24 protein-coding genes are annotated in these 20,412 nt (G+C 41.2%); 7 read left to right on the top strand and 17 right to left on the bottom strand.

Annotated elements, in window-relative coordinates; genetic code table 11:
* Window positions 1–340 precede the first annotated feature (340 nt).
* Window positions 341–799 carry a thiol-disulfide oxidoreductase YkuV gene (gene ykuV, locus ACQXR1_RS10325; RefSeq protein WP_069838844.1) on the bottom strand — a complete coding sequence of 153 codons (459 nt, stop codon included), beginning with the start codon at window positions 797–799 and terminating at the stop codon, window positions 341–343.
* A gap of 66 nt (window positions 800–865) precedes the next feature.
* Window positions 866–1,408, bottom strand: coding sequence for a biofilm-specific peroxidase AhpA (ahpA, locus tag ACQXR1_RS10330; RefSeq protein WP_014663800.1), 543 nt, complete (start codon window positions 1,406–1,408; stop codon window positions 866–868).
* A gap of 237 nt (window positions 1,409–1,645) precedes the next feature.
* Here ahpA and mscT point away from each other — a divergent pair, with 237 nt between their 5' ends.
* Window positions 1,646–2,449 carry a small-conductance mechanosensitive channel protein MscT gene (mscT, locus tag ACQXR1_RS10335; RefSeq protein ID WP_430772063.1) on the top strand — a complete coding sequence of 268 codons (804 nt, stop codon included), beginning with the start codon at window positions 1,646–1,648 and terminating at the stop codon, window positions 2,447–2,449.
* A 35-nt stretch (window positions 2,450–2,484) separates the two neighbouring features.
* On the opposite strand, the gene ACQXR1_RS10340 is transcribed toward mscT, so the two are convergent.
* From ACQXR1_RS10340 to fadH, 13 genes are all read right to left on the bottom strand, one after another.
* Window positions 2,485–2,730: a YkuS family protein gene (locus tag ACQXR1_RS10340; protein ID WP_003232382.1), complete on the bottom strand. Its 246-nt coding sequence runs from the start codon at window positions 2,728–2,730 to the stop codon at window positions 2,485–2,487.
* Between the two features lie 61 nt (window positions 2,731–2,791).
* Window positions 2,792–3,916, bottom strand: a complete 1,125-nt coding sequence (locus tag ACQXR1_RS10345; protein WP_430772064.1) for an N-acetyldiaminopimelate deacetylase — start codon at window positions 3,914–3,916, stop codon at window positions 2,792–2,794.
* 69 nt (window positions 3,917–3,985) lie between these two features.
* On the bottom strand, window positions 3,986–4,696 hold the full coding sequence (dapD, locus tag ACQXR1_RS10350) for a 2,3,4,5-tetrahydropyridine-2,6-dicarboxylate N-acetyltransferase (protein WP_014663797.1): 711 nt from the start codon (window positions 4,694–4,696) through the stop codon (window positions 3,986–3,988).
* Window positions 4,697–4,800: 104 nt separating this feature from the next.
* Window positions 4,801–5,256 carry a flavodoxin gene (locus ACQXR1_RS10355; protein WP_227098490.1) on the bottom strand — a complete coding sequence of 152 codons (456 nt, stop codon included), beginning with the start codon at window positions 5,254–5,256 and terminating at the stop codon, window positions 4,801–4,803.
* Window positions 5,257–5,271: 15 nt separating this feature from the next.
* Entirely contained in the window at window positions 5,272–6,165 is an 894-nt protein-coding gene (locus ACQXR1_RS10360) for a WD40/YVTN/BNR-like repeat-containing protein (protein ID WP_430772065.1), read from the bottom strand.
* Window positions 6,155–6,631, bottom strand: coding sequence for a flavodoxin (locus ACQXR1_RS10365; protein WP_095431409.1), 477 nt, complete (start codon window positions 6,629–6,631; stop codon window positions 6,155–6,157). The genes ACQXR1_RS10360 and ACQXR1_RS10365 overlap by 11 nt, the downstream gene beginning before the upstream one ends.
* Window positions 6,632–6,741: 110 nt before the next feature.
* Entirely contained in the window at window positions 6,742–7,623 is an 882-nt protein-coding gene (ccpC, locus tag ACQXR1_RS10370) for a transcriptional regulator CcpC (RefSeq protein ID WP_014663793.1), read from the bottom strand.
* Window positions 7,624–7,769: 146 nt separating this feature from the next.
* Entirely contained in the window at window positions 7,770–8,213 is a 444-nt protein-coding gene (gene cbpB / locus ACQXR1_RS10375; protein ID WP_003218674.1) for a cyclic-di-AMP-binding protein CbpB, read from the bottom strand.
* 137 nt (window positions 8,214–8,350) lie between these two features.
* Window positions 8,351–8,548 carry an AbrB antirepressor AbbA gene (gene abbA, locus ACQXR1_RS10380; RefSeq protein WP_010886502.1) on the bottom strand — a complete coding sequence of 66 codons (198 nt, stop codon included), beginning with the start codon at window positions 8,546–8,548 and terminating at the stop codon, window positions 8,351–8,353.
* A gap of 133 nt (window positions 8,549–8,681) precedes the next feature.
* Window positions 8,682–9,200: a ribonuclease H-like YkuK family protein gene (locus ACQXR1_RS10385; RefSeq protein ID WP_014663792.1), complete on the bottom strand. Its 519-nt coding sequence runs from the start codon at window positions 9,198–9,200 to the stop codon at window positions 8,682–8,684.
* A 111-nt stretch (window positions 9,201–9,311) separates the two neighbouring features.
* Complete coding sequence (locus tag ACQXR1_RS10390) at window positions 9,312–9,551, bottom strand: YkuJ family protein (protein WP_003218671.1); 240 nt, start codon at window positions 9,549–9,551, stop codon at window positions 9,312–9,314.
* A gap of 651 nt (window positions 9,552–10,202) precedes the next feature.
* Window positions 10,203–11,426, bottom strand: coding sequence for an EAL domain-containing protein (locus tag ACQXR1_RS10395; protein ID WP_014663790.1), 1,224 nt, complete (start codon window positions 11,424–11,426; stop codon window positions 10,203–10,205).
* Between the two features lie 62 nt (window positions 11,427–11,488).
* Complete coding sequence (gene fadH / locus ACQXR1_RS10400; protein ID WP_014663789.1) at window positions 11,489–12,253, bottom strand: 2,4-dienoyl-CoA reductase; 765 nt, start codon at window positions 12,251–12,253, stop codon at window positions 11,489–11,491.
* A gap of 143 nt (window positions 12,254–12,396) precedes the next feature.
* Here fadH and ACQXR1_RS10405 point away from each other — a divergent pair, with 143 nt between their 5' ends.
* The 4 genes from ACQXR1_RS10405 (at window position 12,397) to ACQXR1_RS10420 (ending at window position 15,766) form a co-directional block, all read left to right on the top strand.
* Window positions 12,397–13,257 (top strand): metallophosphoesterase, encoded by an 861-nt coding sequence (locus tag ACQXR1_RS10405; protein ID WP_227098485.1) that lies wholly within the window; start codon window positions 12,397–12,399, stop codon window positions 13,255–13,257.
* A gap of 57 nt (window positions 13,258–13,314) precedes the next feature.
* The gene (locus ACQXR1_RS10410; protein WP_082033047.1) at window positions 13,315–13,809 is read left to right on the top strand and encodes a L,D-transpeptidase family protein; all 495 of its coding nucleotides are present in this window, start codon (window positions 13,315–13,317) and stop codon (window positions 13,807–13,809) included.
* A gap of 75 nt (window positions 13,810–13,884) precedes the next feature.
* The gene (locus ACQXR1_RS10415) at window positions 13,885–15,177 is read left to right on the top strand and encodes an MFS transporter (RefSeq protein ID WP_430772066.1); all 1,293 of its coding nucleotides are present in this window, start codon (window positions 13,885–13,887) and stop codon (window positions 15,175–15,177) included.
* Window positions 15,178–15,301: 124 nt separating this feature from the next.
* Window positions 15,302–15,766, top strand: a complete 465-nt coding sequence (locus ACQXR1_RS10420; RefSeq protein WP_003232406.1) for a YkyB family protein — start codon at window positions 15,302–15,304, stop codon at window positions 15,764–15,766.
* Between the two features lie 43 nt (window positions 15,767–15,809).
* Here the strand turns inward: ACQXR1_RS10420 and cheV are convergent, their stop codons facing one another.
* Entirely contained in the window at window positions 15,810–16,721 is a 912-nt protein-coding gene (gene cheV / locus ACQXR1_RS10425; protein ID WP_014663784.1) for a chemotaxis protein CheV, read from the bottom strand.
* 204 nt (window positions 16,722–16,925) lie between these two features.
* Here cheV and ACQXR1_RS10430 point away from each other — a divergent pair, with 204 nt between their 5' ends.
* Both ACQXR1_RS10430 and ACQXR1_RS10435 read left to right on the top strand, forming a co-directional pair.
* Window positions 16,926–17,087: a hypothetical protein gene (locus tag ACQXR1_RS10430; protein ID WP_003245246.1), complete on the top strand. Its 162-nt coding sequence runs from the start codon at window positions 16,926–16,928 to the stop codon at window positions 17,085–17,087.
* A gap of 201 nt (window positions 17,088–17,288) precedes the next feature.
* Complete coding sequence (locus ACQXR1_RS10435; RefSeq protein WP_069838855.1) at window positions 17,289–18,470, top strand: aminotransferase A; 1,182 nt, start codon at window positions 17,289–17,291, stop codon at window positions 18,468–18,470.
* 10 nt (window positions 18,471–18,480) lie between these two features.
* Here the strand turns inward: ACQXR1_RS10435 and kinA are convergent, their stop codons facing one another.
* Window positions 18,481–20,301 carry a sporulation histidine kinase KinA gene (kinA, locus tag ACQXR1_RS10440; protein ID WP_014663782.1) on the bottom strand — a complete coding sequence of 607 codons (1,821 nt, stop codon included), beginning with the start codon at window positions 20,299–20,301 and terminating at the stop codon, window positions 18,481–18,483.
* Window positions 20,302–20,412 lie beyond the last annotated feature (111 nt).

Genomic DNA, 20,412 nt, shown 5'->3' on the forward strand with positions numbered 1-20,412 from the left:
GAAAAATTCCTTATTTTCTGAAAATGTTTTATTTTTCAAAAGAGTCCTTTATTCTCAAGGGATCAAGGGGCTTTCTAGTTTATTTGGTATAATGTTGAAAATATATATTTTACTTACTTCTTTAAAGAAATTTAGTGTAATATCTACAATTTTCGAGTTATGAGATATGTGATTTATCTAAAATTGAGGAAAAACATCAAAAATTAGCTGTTTTTTTAGCGTATGAATGAAACAAATCATCATTTCCTATGCCCAAATCTGGAAAAATAAGCTTCTTACTCTTCTTCCATTGCTTTTTTGCACAAATAAAAACCTGATGAGATCAGGTTTTTAGGAAAAACTATTCAGATACTTGCTCCGTTTCAGCCAAAACACGGTTCACACGTTTCTCAAGCATTTTCATACCGCTACCGCCGGCTTGGAAGTGACGGAGCTGTCCTGTTTTATCAAACACATAATACGCAGGTACATATTCATTTTCAAATGCATCGGTTAAAGCATGGTCACTGTCAACAAAAATCGGCTGAGTGATATCGTGTTCAGCAGCTGTTTCTTTAATTTTACCAAGGTCAAGATCATCTTCGGAACGGGGCATATGCACAGCTACAACATTCAGTTGATCTTTATATTTATCACGAAATTCATTCACTTGCGGCATTGCTTCTTTACACAAGTGACAGCTGATGGACCAGAAATGAATAAGCGTCGGTTTTTCCCCGATCAATTGCTCTCTCGTCACTTCACCATTTAACCAAGCTTTTTCTCCCGCCAATTCAGGCATTGGCTGACGTAATTTCATTGCATTTCCCTCCTATTAAACAGAAAAGCCTAACGGATATGCTAAACCTTTCGTTCTTAGAAAGATTTACAGTGTTTTTTGGCCTGGTTTCCAGTTAGCCGGACAGAGTCCGCCAGTCTGCAGCGCCTGAAGAACACGAAGCGTTTCATCCACATCACGCCCTATGTTGTTATGGAAAACAGTTTGATATTGAAGCTCCCCTTCAGGATTCATAATAAACAACCCGCGTAAAGCCACACCTTCTTCTTCGATTAAAACACCATATTCCCGGGATACCTCATGGTTTGTATCAGCAGCAAGCGGATATTTCAGCTGGCCAAGACCGTTTTCTTTGCGGTCTGTATTGATCCAAGCTAAATGAGTATGGATCGTATCAGTTGAAACCCCGATGACTTCTGCATCAAGATCTTCGAACTCGTCATAGCGGTCAGACATTGCTGTAATTTCTGTCGGACAAACAAAAGTGAAGTCCATTGGATAGAAAAACAACACCGTCCATTTGTCGTTTTTCATGTTTTCCTCAAGACTTACTTTGCCAAATTCTTTGCTTGCAAGGACTGCTTCCATTTCAAAACGAGGAGCTTGTTTACCTACCATACGTTCTGCCATATGTATCCCTCCAATTTATTGTTTGGCTTAAACGTCGACATTTCATGAAAATAAAGGTCCATCAACCATATTTTGTTATATTGCAACACCATTATATAAATGCAGATTTCCTAAGTCAATTTTTAACAAATCATGCATGCCTTTGGCTTCGACATTTTTGAATAAAACGTTTAACATGGTCATGTACAGGGTATCTAGTCTCAATGTGCAGCAATCAATTCAGAAAAGGAGCTCAACATGGACTTTATTAATCAATATGATTGGGCGGGACTTATTACAAATGCCGGTGTTCTGCTCATTAAACTTGCTATTATGATATTGCTCTATTTTATCGTTCGATCATTAGGCATAAAAATCATTAAACATCTATTTGTAAAATTCGAGGAGCAGAATAGTTTGTCTATCGGACGTGCACATACGCTTCGAAGCCTGACTCTTAACATATTTGCCTATACATTGATTTTCATATTCTTCGTCATGGTTCTTGATTTGTTTCATTACGATCCAAGCGCTCTTTTAGCGGGGGCAGGAATCGTCGGCCTGGCTGTCGGATTTGGCGCCCAAGGGCTTGTCAGTGACATCGTGACAGGTTTTTTTATTTTGCTTGAGAAACAATTGGATGTTGGAGATTATATTACGGTTTCTACCTTTGACGGAATTGTCGAACAGGTTGGCTTAAGAACAACTCAAATCCGCAGCTTTGACGGAACACTGCATTACATCCCCAACAGAAACATCACAAACGTGAGCAATCATTCTCGGGGAACCATGCAGGCACTTGTTGACATTAAAGTGCCGGCTGAAAGAAACATTGATGAAATGATTCACATTTTACAGCAAGTATGTGATGAAACGGCAGCCGCTCTTCCACAAATAAAAGAAGGCCCAAATGTCATCGGGATTCAAGAACTGGGGACTTCTGAAATTGTGTTCAGAGTCATTGCGAAAACAGAAAATATGGAACAGTGGCGAGTCGAGCGAGTGCTTAGAAAAGAAATAAAAACCGCGCTTGACCGCGCTTTTCCTAAAGAAACTGAATAATAAAAGAACCGAAGCTCTTTGCTTCGGTTTTTATGTTACTGAATTCTGCTTTCAACTTCGCTGCAAATTTCTTCAGCCGTCATCCCGGAAGCTGTAATGACAGGTGCTTGTGTTACCGTATCGGCTATCCCTTGCACATTATTATCAAGACCCGTTACGACACAGCAGTCACAGCCTTGTGCATCGGCAGGGCTTTTCATCATTACAACGTCATATCCTTTTTCTTTTAAAGCAGCTTCTACATCTGATAACGATTGTTCAATTCCAATTTTTTTAGCCATTATTGAACACCTCCGTTTACTAGAGTGCTCATTTTATGGAATTTTATTCTTTCATTTGTACTTAATTGGCATAAACAGAAAAATAACCAGTCATGACATTAACCGCTGTTTCTATCGCATTTTCATCGGGGTTCAGCTTAGCGTGATGAAGCCCGTGTTCAGAATCAGCGCCGAGCCAGAACATAAAGCCGGGATATTTTTTCAGCATGTAGCCAAAATCCTCTCCCGTCATTGCTTCTTTTGCTTCTATTACTGTTGCCAGTTGATGTTCAGCAACAAAAGACATAAATTCTTCTGTCAGTCCGCTCGTATTGTAAACTTGGTGATATACAGACGGATAAGTCACTTTTCCTTTGCAGCGGAATCCAATTTCGATTCCTTTCACTAAATCTTCAATCCGCTCCTTTACCTGTTTCATCGATTCTTCAGAAAGCGTGCGAATCGTGCCTTCCAGGTGGGCCGTTTCGGCAATGATATTTTGTGCCGAGCCTCCGGTAATGGTACCAACTGTAATAACAGCGCTGTCTAACGGATCTGTGTTTCTAGAGATGATCGTTTGCAGCTGGGTGACAAGTGTACTTGCCGCTACAACCATATCCTCAGCCAAATGCGGATATGCCGCATGTCCCCCTTTGCCTTCCAGATCGATGACAAGCTCTGATGTATTCGCAAATAGAAGGCCGCTTTTTGTCGAAATGGTGCCTACTGGAAGCTCTGGTGCAATGTGAAGCGCAGTGATGAAATCAGGCAGCCACTTTTTTAATATATCGCTCTCAAGCATTGGTTCCGCACCGCCAGGCCCTTCCTCTGCCGGCTGGAACAGAAAAAGCAAATCATGTTTGACTGGATGGTGAACAAAATGATCAATAATGCCGAGCGCAATCGTCATATGCAAATCATGTCCGCAGGCGTGCATGTTGCCGGGATGCTCTGATGCGAATGGAAGACCTGTTTGCTCTTCAATGGAGAGCGCGTCGATATCCGCTCTGTACGCCAGCATTTTTTCCGGCGCCGTCCCGTTCACCTTTACAAAAAGCCCTGTTCGCCATTTCTCAATTTCAATTCTGTCTTGCGGATATTGTTCCAAGACATTTAATAAATACTGCTGGGTTTTGAACTCCTGAAATCCAAGCTCCGGTATACGGTGCAAATCTCTGCGGATTGCGATGAGCTCCTCTTTCTTCATTTTTCATTCCTCCTGGCTATACGAATAAGGCGTGGATAATATATCCACGCCTTTTTTATCAAACTTTCCTTACAGCTGGCGTAATTCCTGCTTGATTTCAGTTTTGCCTTTTGTTTTTTCATCAATGTCTTTGATTTTCTTAGCTGGTGTGCCTGCTACAACAGTGTATGGCTCAACGTCGTTTACCACGATCGCTCCAGCAGCAACAACAGCTCCTTTACCTACTGTTACGCCTTCAAGCACAACAGCATTTGCGCCGATGACAACATCGTCTTCAATCACAACCGGTTTAGCGGATGGCGGCTCAATAACACCCGCAAGTACAGAACCCGCGCCGATATGGCAGTTTTTCCCGACAGTAGCTCGTCCGCCAAGCACAACGTTCATATCAATCATTGTGCCTTCGCCGATAACTGAACCGATATTAATAGAAGCGCCCATCATGATGACTGCGTTATCACCGATTTCAACTTGGTCGCGGATGATCGCGCCAGGCTCGATACGCGCTTTGATATTTTTAAGATCAAGCATTGGGATCGCAGAATTGCGGCGGTCATTTTCAACCACATAGTCTTCGATTTTGCTTTGGTTTTCTTCAATTGCTGTTTGGATTTCGCTCCACTCACCGAAAACGACACCAGTGTTTCCGTTGATAAAAGCTTTCGCAGCTTCGCCGAAATTGATGCCTTCCAGCTCACCTTTCACGTAAACCTTTACAGGTGTAGATTTTGTGCTATTTTGAATAAATGAAATAATTTCATTTGCGTCCATCATTTTCATATGTATAGTCCTCCTCCTGATTTTCTACCTCATTACTGTATCAAAGGAAAGATACAAAGACAAGAAAAAAAGGAACAGCCGCTTTAGCAGTTCCCAGTGGGCGATCAGACAGCGCACCCGCTTTTCTTAGCGAATTGTTTCCCGAAGTTTATTAATTCTTCCTCTTCTTCACCTTCTGGATTATTTTCGATTTTTACCGAAGGGAGCACAATATCGCCACCGCGTTCTTTTATTTTTGCCTCAAGCGTATCAACCGCTCCACAGAAAAATTCATATGCTGTATCACCGGAACCGAATACAGCGCATGTTTTGCCGGAAAAATCAATCTCATCCATGTCTTCAGCCAGATCTAAAAATTCATCAGGCAGATCGCCGTCTCCCCACGTATAGGTTCCCATTATAATATGGTCATAATCGTTAAACAGCTGGGCATCACTAATATCCATTGCTTCGAAACGGTCCACTTCTGCTTCCGCCTCCTGAAGCCCCTTCTCAATCAAATCTGCCATTGCTTCAGTGTTGCCTGACATTGTTGCATAAACGAGCAAAATCTTCGCCAATTCTTTATTCCTCCTCTAATGAATCATTGCAGAAACTTCGTACGGCTGGACAAATTTGCATTCATACAAGCCCGCACAAAAGAAATTCTCTTTCTGATTGGCCACTCTCCATCCATGCCCCTTAATGGTATCGAACCATTTTAATGACCGGGCTTCGAGATCAACCTGGTAAATTCTCGAAAAACCGTTTTCATCTTGTGTTGTAGTGACATATATAATGCCATCATCCTCTGAAAGATCAAGAAATGATTCTTCTTTTCTGATCATACTGGATTGTATGGTGAATTTTTCATCAGTCAAAAGATTCCATATAGTGACAGCTCCGTGCTTCCCTTTCACGGAACCCATCGCCGCCACCAGCCAATTTTCATTGAACACGAGCATGGATGCCGTCATCCGTTTTTTTTCTTTTTTGACAATTTGGACAGTGTCACACTTAATGTCATAAGCCCAAATGCCGCCAAAATATTCGTGTATTTGCGTGCCGATGAAAAGATTGTCCCCATGCAGGCATAACGACCTGATAACAGGAGGATTATCACATTCAGCAAAAGGTTTGGCTACGCGCCATGAGACACCAAAATCATCGGATACATAAATACAATGCTTGCCATGGGCGCAGACAAATCCGTTGTTTCTGCCGGTAATCGCCCACACTGTTGCATTTGTCGGAAAGCTCGACATCGTCCAGGTATTCCCTTCATCAGCTGAACGAATGATCATTCCCTTTTCACCGACGCCAAATAAGTAAGGCCCTATATAACTGATACAGTGTATCTTACTTTTCAAACGAAAAAGCTTTCTCCAGCCCTGCTCCATAGAATAATGAAAAATGCCTTCTCTTTGTACCGCCACAAAATATCCAGAAAACGCCGATGCCGTGACAGCAGTTGCGCCTTTATGAAACATGGCTTTTTTCCTTGCTTATATAATCTGCCCATGCAAGAAAACCTTTCGCAAACGCTCGGCAGCTTTCCACATCTTCATCTGTTTCAGGGGCTAATTCGATTTTTAGTGTTTCCTGGTACACAGCAGCTCCGGACTCTTGCAGCATGGCACTGAACAAATTCACCGCTTCGCAAAACTTTGGATAAGAATAATCGCCAGATCCGAAGCAGGCTGTTTTTAAACCATTAAGCTGAAGCTGTTTGACCTCTTCGAAGAAATCCTCCGCTTCGTAGGGCAAATCGCCGTCCCCCCATGTATAAGTGCCAATCAGTACATAATCATAGGATGTTAAAGCCGACGCATCCGCATCGTCTATCTCGACACAATCGATATCCAACTCATATTCCTGAAGCGTTTCTTTTATTATGAAGGCAATGTCTTCTGTATTACCTGACATGCTGGCATATGTAATCAAGGCTTTAGCCATGTTATCACCTCATTAATTGATAATGATTTTCAATATCATATGTATCACTTTAAATGATAATGATTCTCACTGTCAACATATAAATAAAAAAAGACAGCACATCGCTGTCTTTAAAATGGATTTTCCTGATCCAGCATATCCTTTATTACTTGTACAAAAGCTTGGACTTGTTTCAGTTCAAAGGCAGGCTCATAGCCTAATAACCATGTATCCCGACCGATCGGATGCCCTTTCAGGTCCAACAGAGGCATTTTATTCACTTTATCTTCATTCTGAAGGGTAACAGACGGCAAAATGGCATAACCGATTCCGTGCAGCGCCATCTGTTTGCACGTTTCAATTTGATCAACCAATATCGTCTGTTTTGGCGACGTTTTAAATTTTTGGTGCCACCAGTGCTGTATTTCCTGAAAATAAGTGCTGTCACTTTTAAACTGGATAAACGGTCTTTCTGTATGGGCAATATCTTCGATGCAGGAAATTTCAGTATCTACTAAATACAGATGATCTGTCATTAAGTAATCTTTGCGGCCCTTCCACTCAGGGTTGCCTCTTATTATGCCGATATGAACCTGATCCTCATATAAGCTTTTCAGCATTTCGCTGCTCCACCCGGTTATGAGCGAGATCTTTGCATTCGGATACTTTTCAACATACGTCTTCAGGACTTTAGGGAGCCAATGCTGACCGATTATAGAGGCGACGGCAAGCTTCAATGTGCCGTGAATTTCACCTTCAAGTTCATCAATATTTTCTCTTATTCTTTCCTGCTCTAATGTTACATCATTCGCAAACTGAATGATTTTCTCCCCGGCCGGCGTTACCGTTAATCCTTTTTGGGACCTTAAAAAGATTTTTGTGCCCCACGCCTTTTCAATGGTTTGTAAGCGCTGAGATAAAGCCGGCTGAGATACGAAAAGCCGTTCCGCCGCCTTTCTCATGTTTAATTCCTCAGCTAAAACTACGAGCATATGAAGCTCTTGAAGCTGCATGTCGTCCTCCTTTTTATTATCAATAAGTTTTTCTTATCTCCCATTCTAATAAAACCTTAGTTTCTGATTCAAGCCCTATTCTTATTTAAATTATGTATGCGCTTTCTTTTTCGCTCTGCCAATATAATAAAAATAGGCCTTAAAGCCTACTTATTCAATGAGCGTATGTGCTTATTCAATTCCTTTAAAACGACTCTTCTCGTAAAAATTCCTTCAAACACCTGCTCGTCATTTTCAACACAAACAAATCCGTTATTAATGACCATGCCGAATCCCTTCATAATCGGATCATTGATGTGAAGGCGCGGAATATCAGTCAGCATGACTTCCTCAACAGTAATTTGGTCAAGCTTTTCAAACTCAATTCTTTCAAGTCCAAAAATACTGTTCATGATCATATTTGTCCCGATTAATCCATGTAAACGATAGGAAGGATCAAGAACCGGGATGGCTGTGTATCCGGTTTTTGTCAGTACTAATAATGCGTGCTCAAGGTTATTTCCGACTTGCACGTGCGCTACTTTGTCCGCCTCAATCATAAATTGTCCGACTGTTGCCTCAAGAAGCTGATCTGATTGTAAGCTTATCATGTTTTCGACCCCTTTTCATTTTCATCTTCAATACATTCCCTATATTGCAATAATATAAACTTTATCAGTATTTGTCGAAAAGTTTCCTTTCAATAAAAAAGATACTCTTTGTGGAGTATCAATTATAGGGTGTTCCATTAATTTTCAAATCGAAATCGGTCGTAAAGCGTTACAAGTTTTTTGTAGGTGGTTCCGTCAACGTTTTTGGTCCCTGTCTCTATATCGTTGATCTCACTGCTTAATAGCTCGATGGCATACTCATGGTTGATCAGGATATTCAGCAGAAGTTTTTGTTCTTCTTCTGTAAATCGTTCACCGATAAGACTCATTCGCAATCAGGCCCCCTGTTTTATACTGAATACCTCTGAAAGCAAGACAACTTACTTTCAGCTCTACCGCTAGAATAAGTAATCAGAAAACAAACGTCAACCGCATAATTCGACATTCCCCTTGGCATTTCAGCCAGAATTATTTTGTGAAACGATTTGCATAGCTGAATGCAGTGTATGAATCCGGCTTTATTTTGGCCTCAATCCCCATGGAAGTGATACGTCCTGTCATTTCTTGGATCAGATCTTTTGTAAGCCCTTTTTTCCCAATATCCAAGTGGACTTCAAAGGTAAGATCCGCCCCCTCACCGGCAAAGGGCAGGAGCAGATCGGTAATATCCATTAAGTGTCCATCAAGAATATGAGCGGCCGTTTCTTGGCTGTAGGCCGTTTCTAACGAAATCTTTTCCCGAAGGCTATGTATGGGTCTGTTGACTGTATGATTTTTCAAGCAGCCCCAAGCTCCCTTGCCTGTACGATGCAAATGCAATGCGGTAATAAACTTTGTGTAATCACGGTAAACCTGTGAATCGGTTCCGATCGATAACACATAAGAAGAACGGGGATCCTTTTGAACAAAGGATTTAAGCCGTTCCATCACATCTTGAAAGGTCATCTGTGCTTCTGAAAGATTATAAAACAGAAAAGAATCAGCCATCACGACACTCCTTTTCAAGGATTTACAACCATGAAACAAGTATGTTCCTTACATGTTTATTTCGATTACTTTTGCAAAGGCGGAAGCTTCCTTCCTCCTATTTCAGGAATCTTACTGAAGAAGTTCAAAAATTTCGATTGAAACCATGTCGATATTATCAAACGGATATGTGTTAGGTTTTTCACCTTTTTGGAAAACCGTCAGTTCAAACGTTTGATTTTTTTCGAAATATTTAACACTGCATATTTTCTCACCATTCACTTCGAAATAACGCTGCATTGGCTCGTTAGCCGCTTCCGCTGTTTCTTGCAGACTTTGCAGCCGTGTGATGATACCCATTAATTGTGACATTCTAAAAAAAGACTCCTTTCAAAAAGCAACTTCAAATCAACAAGTATTTATTATAATACAAGTTCTATTGAGCATCATACCATAAAGTCGGACAGGATGGCATTTTCACTGTCGAATTTAAGTAAAGAAAAAAAACGAAAAAAACGATTTTTCTTTAGTTTGAGGCTTTTTTTGAATGTCATGCACACAATTAAGATTTTTTTCGAATTCTTGCAGCATAACAATACCTTTTTGCAACTTTGTCAAAACCTTCTTTTTGATGTGCAGGTGAAATTCCACGCGGCCATACCTCTTGGCAGTCAGATAGAAGTGATAAAACAATTTGAATGAAATACGTAATCGTTCCAAAGAGAATTTTCCGCCTAACCTGGTGCAGCAGTGTCAGAGGTATTCGGCACTGAATGTTCCTTTCTGTGTTAACCGTTTACCACTAGTTAGGTTTATTGTTTCAGTGGATTGTCCTATGCTTTGACAAATAAAAAAACTTGGCGGGGGTAGCGCCAAGTTTTTTCGGATCTTGATCTGATAGAGGGGTTGGGGAACAGAGAGTAGCTTCTCTCTATAATTAAATGATAATGATTCTCAGTATCAATGTCAATCGTTTTTTGATATTTTTTTCAATTCATAAAAAAAAAAACGGCCTTTCAGCCGTTAAATCAGTCCGTCCTGCTCATATAAATAAGAATATGGCAAGTCTATAAATAAATACATTTGATCATCCATCGGATATGAAAACGTTCTAATCATTTCACCTGTTTCCAAATCACTATACAGATCACTGAAAAAACCTTTTCTGAGATTTCTCATTCGCATAATGTTCTCCAAAAAATAAGGACGCCAGCTCCAGTTTTTCTCCGCATATTCTGGCTGATAAATCCATTCTCCATCTTGCTTAAACACATTTCCCGTCAGCTGATCGCCTTCCCCATCACACATGTAAATTCTAAAGCTGCAATCTGTCAGCTCTTCCGCCAGTTTTTTAATAAAATCATCATCAGAAGACAAATTGTTTTTTCTCAAAGAGGTCACAGCTTGATGCACTCGTTTGTAAAACTGTTCGGAATGCTCATAGACGGTTTCCAGCTTCTTTTTCTCATGTGTGATAAATTGGTGAAATTCAGTTTTAAGTCTATGTTTCAATACATCTCTCTCTAGAAACGTTTCAGATGGAGACACTAAGTAATAGCCCTGAAAATAGCGGCCTCCGTTTCTCCAGGCGTACTGAAGCTGGAAGTTCGCCTCAATGTCTTCATACAGCAGCGCCGCACCGATTTTTCTTGCTAATAAAGAGATGCTGTACAGCACATGCTCATATGACGGTGATGGCTGTGATACTTTCAGCGCCTGCAAATCGATTTTTAACAGATCTGGTGAGAGCAGCGCGATTCTGTCCAAGTTGCTGCTTTCTTTTCCGATATTGTCAACTGCGATTTTGATTCCGTATGTACGATAGTATGCAAGCATATGGTAGAGCTGCTCAATATCCCCTTCAAAATTGTGCTCTGTAATTTCTAGCACAAAACGGTGGAGTTCGATTCCCTTTGCTTCATATTCTTTCAGAAGCTCCAGAAAACTTTCACCATGATCCAGCATCAGCAGATTGGCATCCTGATTCATAAAAATCAGCAGATCAGAATCGGCCTCTAAAAAGCGGTCAAGAGCCTGGCGGATAATTCTGTTATCAACCTCTAATTTATATTCTTCGGGTATCCCCGCGTCTAAAAAGAAGGGCCCGAGACTTTGGATTTCTGAATCTGCCAAAATTCGTCCAAGCACCTCATATCCGACGATCTTCTGTTCCTCGGCACTGAAAATCGCCTGGTAATATGGAAGGACATCATCAATGTTCGTTAAAATATCAAGTGGATCCAACATGTTATCACCTGCTTCTCTATCTTTGTCTGATTATACCACATTGAATCCAAAGATTAATATTCTTAAAACGGATAAGGATTCAGCCATTGCCCTCCATCCATTGTGATGCAATCCCCGTTTATATAGGATGCTTCATCTGAAAGCAAAAATGCTGCCAGAGCGGCGATTTCTTCCGGTGTCCCCAGCCGGCCGAGCGGCACACTGTTTATAGTGCGAGCCTTTGCTTTTTCCGATTCAAATAGTTTCTCAGCACCGCCTGTTCGTTCAATCGGGCCGGGAGCTATCGCGTTTGTGCGGATGCCGTATTGACTCCCCCACTCAACGGCCAGCGTTCTTGTCAGTGACAATACCCCCGCTTTGGCTGCAGCGGAATGAACGACCCCTGCTCCCGCTCCCCAAGCGTACGTGGCTGCCATATTTAAAATGACACCCTGCTGCTTCTGGTCAATCCAATGCCTTGCCGCGGCTTGGCTGCAAAAAAATGTACCGTTTAAAACAATATCAATAACGGCTTTCCACCCATTGGGCGTTAGCTTTTCTGCCGGACAAATAAAATTACCGGCCGCATTGTTAATCAGCGCATCAAGCCGGCCAAATACTTTTACCGCTTCTGTAATCATGTCTGAAGCGGCGGAATCAGAACGGACATCCATTTGAAAACAGGCGACCTGCCCCTCAAAGGTCTCAATTTCTTTTTTTGTTTCTTCAAGTGCTTCATGGTTCCTGCCTGTCACCATAACGTGCCATCCTAATTCAGCCTGTTTTTTTGCCATCGCTTTTCCCATACCGCTTGACCCGCCGGTAATAATAACCGCCTTTTTTTCCATGTTTCTCCCCTCCTGTTGTGAATGAGTATTCATTCAATATTATTCTATCATTATACCCCTTCCTCTGTCAGTACATGCTGATATGAGATTTTTATCAGATACAGATGATATAATAGAAAAACTCTATTAAAGGTTGGTTTGAAATGAAAAAGATGTCCAGAAGACAATTTCTCAAAGGAATGTTCGGTGCTCTTGCTGCCGGGGCTTTAACGGCCGGCGGAGGCTATGGCTATGCCAGATATTTAGAGCCGCATATGATTGAGACAACCGAACACACAATAAAAAGTTCTCTCATCCCGCACGGATTTGACGGTTTTAAAATCGTGCAGTTCAGCGATACACACTTGAGTGATTACTTTACACTCGAAGATTTAAAAACAGTCATTCTTACAATTAATGAATCGAAACCTGATCTCATTGTTTTTACAGGTGATATCATCGATAATCCTGATACGTATCAGAACCACCAGGCAGTCATTCCATTGTTGAGAAAGCTTAATGCCTCCTTCGGCAAGCTTTGTATTTACGGCAATCATGATCACGGAGGCTATGGAACTGCTGTTTACAAAAGCCTGATGTCGGCTGGCGGTTTTACGGTATACCGGAATGGCTATCAAACATTATCGCTCGCAGATGGCAGCGAAATCGAGATTGCATCGCTTGATGACTTAATGCTGGGTAACCCAGATTACGAAGGAATCCTTTCAAGGCTGAGTGACAGACTTTTTTCCATTCTTCTCGTCCATGAACCTGATGCAGCCTTGAAAACAACAGATTATCCTGTAAATCTTCAGCTTTCCGGCCATACACACGGCGGCCAGATTCAGCTGCCTTTTTACGGACCGATTATTACGCCTCCATATGGAAAAGTCTACACAGAGGGAATGTATCAAACGGGTAGCACTCATATTTACGTCAACCGCGGCCTCGGGATGACCAGGCTGCCTTTGCGGTTTCTGGCCAAGCCTGAAATCACTGTCTTTACCTTAAAAAGCACAAATTAATGTAGCAGGATAGGCTCCTCATCAATACTTATAAGTAAAAAAAGGAGGATGAGGAAACTGCTTACGTACCAGGTGAAGCAAGGTGATACACTTAACAGCATCGCGGCTGATTTCAGAATCAGCACGGCTGCGTTACTCCAGGTTAATCCGTCACTGCAGGCAGGGCTCACCGCAGGACAGACCATCGTCATCCCCGGACTGCCGGACCCTTATACAATTCCGTATCATATCGCAGTCTCAATCGGAGCGAAGACCCTAACGCTGTTCCAAAATAATCGGGTAATAAAAACCTATCCTATCGCCGTTGGCAAAATACTTACGCAAACGCCTACAGGCGAGTTTTACATTATTAACCGCCAGCGCAATCCTGGCGGCCCATTCGGGGCTTATTGGCTAAGCCTTTCAAAGCAGCACTACGGAATACACGGAACGAATAATCCAGCTTCGATTGGCAAGGCTGTTTCTAAAGGCTGCATTCGCATGCAAAACAAAGACGTGATCGAACTTGCTTCAATTGTGCCAAACGGAACAAGAGTCTTGATTAACCGGTAATGTTTTCTTATTTGTTTCAAAAACAGGCGGTTTATAATATGATAAAGTGGGACCTTTAGGGTAAGGAGCGTTTTTATGGATATATTTAAAAATCGTAATTTTGTTCGTCTATTTTTCGCAGCACTCGCTTCTCAAATGGGCACGACAGTAGGCAACATGGCCTTTGCTTTTTTCTTGCTGGACCGCTTCAGCAGCCAGCCTTCATATACGACCTTGGCGGAGCTGATGTATTCTCTTCCGACCATTTTTGTATTTCTGATCGTCGGAGTCGTCGCGGACCGGTTCGACAGAAAAAAGGTAGCAGAAAACTGTGATTGGATCAGAGCAGGCCTGACTGTCGTTCTTTTTTTCACATTATTTACCGGCAATATTCCTCTTGTTTTTTGTATTTTATTTGTCAGAAGCGCTGTCACGAAGTTTTTCTTTCCGGCAGAAAACAGTTTGGTACAAGCCATTCTGCCGAAGGAGCATTATGCGAAAGCGGCCGGTCTTAACCAGATGCTTTTTAGCATTTTTATGGTGTTCGGAGTCGGAATTGGCGCTTTTATGTACAAGACAATCGGGATTGAAGGCGCCATTATTCTTGATTTTGTCAGCTTCATCATTTCCGGACTGCTGATCCGCAGCTGCCGGATTCCAAAAGAAGCCCGACAGCCAAACGGTGCATTCAGCTGGAGAAAGACTTCTGTTAAAGATTCAATAAATGACTTTAAAGAAGGCATTCTCTATATTTTAAAAAATAAATTGCTGGCATCTCTTATTTTCGGCTTCTTCATTTTTGGGTTTGTCAATGGAGGATTCGCCGTATTGCCAATGTTTACAATGAAATACGGATTGGCGCCTGACCGCTATGAGTGGCATACGTCTGTATTTACGATCGCACTCGGGTTTGGGCTGCTTGCAGGAAGTGTAATCGGCACGATTATCTCTAAAAAAGTGAAGCCCCACTTTTTAATGTCTATACCGATTTTTATTGCAGGTTTGCTGATCTTCGTCCTTGGCTACACAAATATTTTATGGGTGTATTACGCGGCAGCTTTTGCACTGGGAATGTGCATCGGACCGATCAACATTGCAATCGGAGGATGGATGCCAAAAATAGTCCATCCAAAACTGATGGGACGTGTAAGCGGAATGCAGGACCCTTTTATGATGTTTGCACAGTCTTTGACACTCGGCTTAGTGGCGCTGTTATTCCCTAAGTTCGTTCCAAACATTGATTATCTTTATTACGGCATGGGTGTTATCATCCTGATCGTTTTTATTTTTTATTTTATTGCACTGCCAAAATACAGTGCACAAGCTGTGGAAGTGAATGTTCAGGAAGCATTTCAAGAACAGCCGAAAAAGAAGGCAAGATCTGTATAATGCAGGTTAAAAATGCGATTTTTCCTCAGAAAAAATCGCATTTTTACATTCAATATTTGCATTTCAACTTTAAAAAAGTATAATCTAAACATATAGAAATTGATAAGAGCAAAGGAGAGAAATAATGGACGACCATGCATATACGAAAGATCTGCAGCCAACCGTAGAAAATCTTTCAAAAGCAGTTTACACTGTGAACCGCCATGCAAAAACCGCCCCCAACCCTAAATACCTATATCTGCTGAAAAAACGTGCTTTGCAAAAGCTCGTCAAAGAAGGTAAAGGAAAGAAAATAGGGCTTCATTTTTCAAAAAATCCAAGGTTCAGCCAACAGCAATCGGACGTGCTTATCTCAATCGGAGACTACTATTTTCACATGCCTCCAACTAAAGAAGACTTCGAACATCTTCCGCATTTAGGTACACTTAATCAATCGTACCGAAATCCTAAAGCTCAAATGTCTTTAACAAAAGCAAAACACCTATTGCAAGAATATGTCGGCATGAAAGAAAAGCCGCTAGTGCCAAATCGCCAGCAGCCAGCTTATCACAAACCTGTCTTTAAAAAGCTTGGCGAGAGTTACTTTTAAAATAAAAACAGCCGTGCCTCTTCCGGGCACCGGCTGTTTTTATTTATTCGATAACATACGTATCCACTTTTTTAATCAAATCACTGATTTCAGGCTTGCTGATTTGCTCATCTGCGCCTACAACTTCGCCGCGGTGACGTAGATCATCCGTAATTAACGATGAGAAAATCATAACCGGCACATTTGAGCTTTTCGGATTTTCCTTCAGCAGCTTTGTGAGCCTGTGTCCGTCCATTTTTGGCATTTCAATATCAGTGATGATCATATCAATCTGTTCTGATAAATCAGTTTCGTTTTCAGCAAGGTTCATAATGTAGTCATACGCCTCTTTTCCGTTTTCAAACGAAGCGATATTGTTGTACCCTGCTTCTTTTAATTCATCCTGCAAGAGTCGCATCAAAAGCGGTGAGTCCTCTACAATGATAAGCTTTTTCTCAGTTCTTCTTTCATCAAAGCCCTCGGTATGCATATTGTACGTGTCCACACCTGAATCTGATTCGATGTCATAAATAATTTTTTCATAATCAGGCAAAAAGATCATTAGGTCTTCAAGCTTAATAATTCCGGTAAGATGCCGCTCCATTCCTTGATTTAACGATGTCGGCTTTTCAATCGCTTCCCAGGATACTCTGTGAATTTGAGACACAGAGCCGACATGAAAAACAATTTTCCGTTTATTAAATTCCGTTACGATATATTTCTCATCTTTTGACCCTTCAGGCTCTACTCCAAAAAACGAGAAAAGGCTGATCACTGGGAGGATTTCTCCTCTGAGTTTAATCATTCCTTCTACATGCTGATGGGAGTGAGGCACTGATGTCACCTCAACAGGCTGAATAATTTCTCTTACTTTCATGACGTTAATCCCGAAAGCATTTTCACCCACGCCAAACTTCACAATTTCCAATTCATTTGTACCAGAATCCAATAAAATTTCGTATTGTTGTAACGACAATTCAATCCCTCGCTATTCGCATTCAGTATTGTACTGTATATATCGGCGGAATTTGTAAAAAGTGAATGGCGACTCTTCAAAATCGAATTCCAAGAGCAATTAAGCCGCGTTCCTCAAAAAAGAAACTTTTTTCCTAATAACCATTGACTTTCCAACTAACAGTGATAAAATAGTCAAGGATTTTTCCAAAGAAGGGTGTAAATAATGGGTACCTTAGTAATATTTAAAGAAAACGAAATGACTGTTTTAGAAGATATCAGTGAAGAAACTTACCTGAATATGAAGAAAGAATCAGCTGACCTTCAAGAAGAGCATCCCCCGTATCTGATTTGGCACGAAGACCTTCATTTTGATTATGGCTATTAATGAAATTGGCACATATAAACAATAATAGAACATGATACAATAAAGACAATCAAATCGCTGGTTGTCTTCTTTTTTTCTGAAAAGAAAGGCATGTTTAGAAATAAGGCGCATACAATCGAAATATATCAGTTAAAAAGGTGACAAATAATCAGCTAGTGGTAAAATAGGATAAACTCATTATATTTGTTAAGGTGATGAATTATGGAACATTTGCTGAATCCGAAAGCAAGAGAGATTGAAATTTCAGGAATACGCAAATTCTCGAATCTTGTAGCCCAACACGAAGACGTCATTTCGCTTACAATCGGCCAGCCTGATTTTTTCACGCCGCATCATGTGAAAGCTGCCGCAAAAAAAGCCATTGATGAAAACGTGACGTCATATACACCGAATGCCGGCTACCTGGAGCTGAGACAAGCTGTGCAGCTTTATATGAAGAAAAAAGCGGATTTCAACTATGATGCTGAATCTGAAATTATCATCACAACAGGTGCAAGCCAAGCCATTGATGCTGCATTCCGGACGATTTTGTCTCCTGGTGATGAAGTGATTATGCCAGGGCCTATTTATCCAGGCTATGAACCTATTATCAATTTATGCGGGGCCAAGCCTGTTATTGTTGATACTACGTCACACGGCTTTAAGCTTACTGCCCGGCTGATTGAAGATGCGCTGACACCGAACACTAAGTGTGTCGTGCTTCCTTATCCGTCAAATCCTACTGGCGTGACTTTATCTGAAGAAGAGCTGAAAAGTATTGCAGCTCTTTTAAAAGGCAGAAATGTCTTCGTATTGTCTGATGAAATATACAGTGAATTAACATATGACAGACCGCATTACTCCATCGCAACCTATTTGCGGGATCAAACGATTGTCATTAACGGGTTGTCAAAATCGCACAGCATGACCGGTTGGAGAATTGGATTTTTATTCGCACCGAAAGACATCGCAAAGCACATTTTAAAGGTTCATCAATACAATGTGTCATGTGCCTCATCCATTTCTCAAAAAGCCGCGCTTGAAGCTGTCACAAACGGCTTTGATGATGCACTAATTATGAGAGAACAATACAAAAAACGTCTGGATTATGTATATGACCGTCTGGTTTCCATGGGAATTGACGTTGTTAAACCGTCCGGTGCGTTTTATATCTTCCCTTCTATTAAATCCTTTGGAATGAGTTCATTTGATTTTAGTATGGCTCTTTTGGAAGACGCTGGCGTGGCACTCGTGCCGGGCAGCTCGTTCTCAACATATGGTGAAGGATATGTAAGGCTGTCTTTTGCATGCTCAATGGACACGCTGAGAGAAGGCTTGGATCGTTTAGAATTATTTGTATTAAAAAAACGGGAATCAATGCAGACGATAAACAACGGCGTTTAAGCCGTTGTTTTTATTTTTTTGGAAATGAAATTTTAAACGCTGTGCCTTTTTCAGGATGGCTGTCCACATGTATGACTCCCTGATGGTTTTCAATGATATTAAATGTCACCATCAATCCAAGCCCCGTACCTTTTTCTTTTGTTGTTAAAAATGGCTCTCCAATCCGGTTTAGCACTTTTTCAGGTATACCTTCCCCCTCGTCTTTGACAGTGACATGAACAGAATGCTCATCCTCGGTGATGATAATGTCTACTGTTCCCCCATCAGGCATTGATTCAACTGCATTTTTGATTAAATTAATGAATACCTGCTTTAATTGGTTTTGATCCCCATTTATATAAATGCTGTCTTTTTCATAGCTGGTTCTAATAAAAATGCCATTTAAATTTGCCTGTGTTTCTAACAGGGCTGAGACCTCACCAATTAATTTTTTCAAGTTCAAATATTCTTTGACAGCATTTTGCTGAGGTTTCGCAAGCATGAGCAGTTCACTGAGTATTAATTCAATGCGGCTGAGTTCAGAAAACACAATATCAAAGTAATGCTCGTTTCCTTCCATTGTCGGCTTCATCAGCTGTAAAAATCCTTTGATCGCTGTAAGCGGGTTGCGGATCTCGTGGGCGATTCCCGCCGCTAGCTGGCCTGCGATTGATAATTTTTCCGATTTCAGCATCAATTCTTCTGTTTGCTTTCTCTCTGAGATGTCCCGAAGAATGACTTGGACGGCCGCTTCACCAAAAAAGGTCGTCGGAATGCAGACCATCTCCGTATAGATGACCCTATTCTGAAAGGTGAACCAGGATTGCTTGACAATTTCTGATTCTGTTTTTTGCTCGGCAATGTTTTGGATTCTCTCTTTTACATCCTCGTGATCACAAGGATGCAGCTGATCGTATATGTTTTTGCCAATTAAATCCTCATAGGTAGCCGCTTCAAACAGGGAAATTCCCGATTCATTCATAAACACCCATTTTCCATTGTGAATCACCGCAATGGTATCAATTGAATTTTGAATCAGCAGCTGATATCGTTCACGGCTTTTTTGCAGGATGGTTTGGAATTTTTTTCTTGAAGAGATATCGATCAGCAGCAGCAGCTCAGCCTGCTGGTTTTTGTAGACGGTCGGGGATGCTTTCACTTCTAAATGAACAGGTGAGCCATCAAGCCTTTTCCACGTCTGTTCAATCATTCCGACTTCCATTCCTTTTTGCATTCGTATAATCCTGTTTTTCACGATATCATGATATTCTTCCTCAATAAATTCATAGGACCATTTGCCAATAATAGCATCCTTGCTTTTTGCTCCCAGCATTGAAAGCATCGCGCTGTTTACATAGACGATCTTACCTTTGACACTGATGCATAGCGGACTCGGGAGATTTTCAACCAACCGTTCATAATCATCCGTTATATATGTAGTCGATTCCGGGCTTGCAGGCTCGATTTCATGTTTTTCGCAGTTTAGAGATTGATGGCCTGTTTCTTCTTCAAGAACTTTCATTTTCAAAATGATTTCCCGATCTGTCCGCTCAGCTCTTGTCGTAACAATTTCTACTGCAGCCTCCACCCACACAATCGTATGATCTTTTTTAATAAAACGAAAGGTGCACGGCATCAGATGATGTTCATTATAAAAATAGCTTTCAACTAAAAATTGGTCTTCCTCATGTAAAAACGTTTTGAGGAATGATCCGATCATCTCTCCTTGGAGATAGCCCAAATGCAGTTTGGAGTTGGCTGATATATAAATGATGCGTCCATTAGAGGCCAAGACTGCATGAATATCGGTTTTCGTTTGAAACGGTTTAACATGCTGCGTATCCTGTTCCACAGAATCCCTCCTTTGCATGATCATCGTGTTTCGACATATACAGATTGACTTTTACCTAGTATGATTCGCTAGAAAATGAGTATTCTCCTTCTATTCTTATGGTGAACGTCA

Source organism: Bacillus sp. ATD (assembly GCF_050585765.1).
In the GTDB taxonomy this organism is placed as follows: domain Bacteria; phylum Bacillota; class Bacilli; order Bacillales; family Bacillaceae; genus Bacillus; species Bacillus stercoris.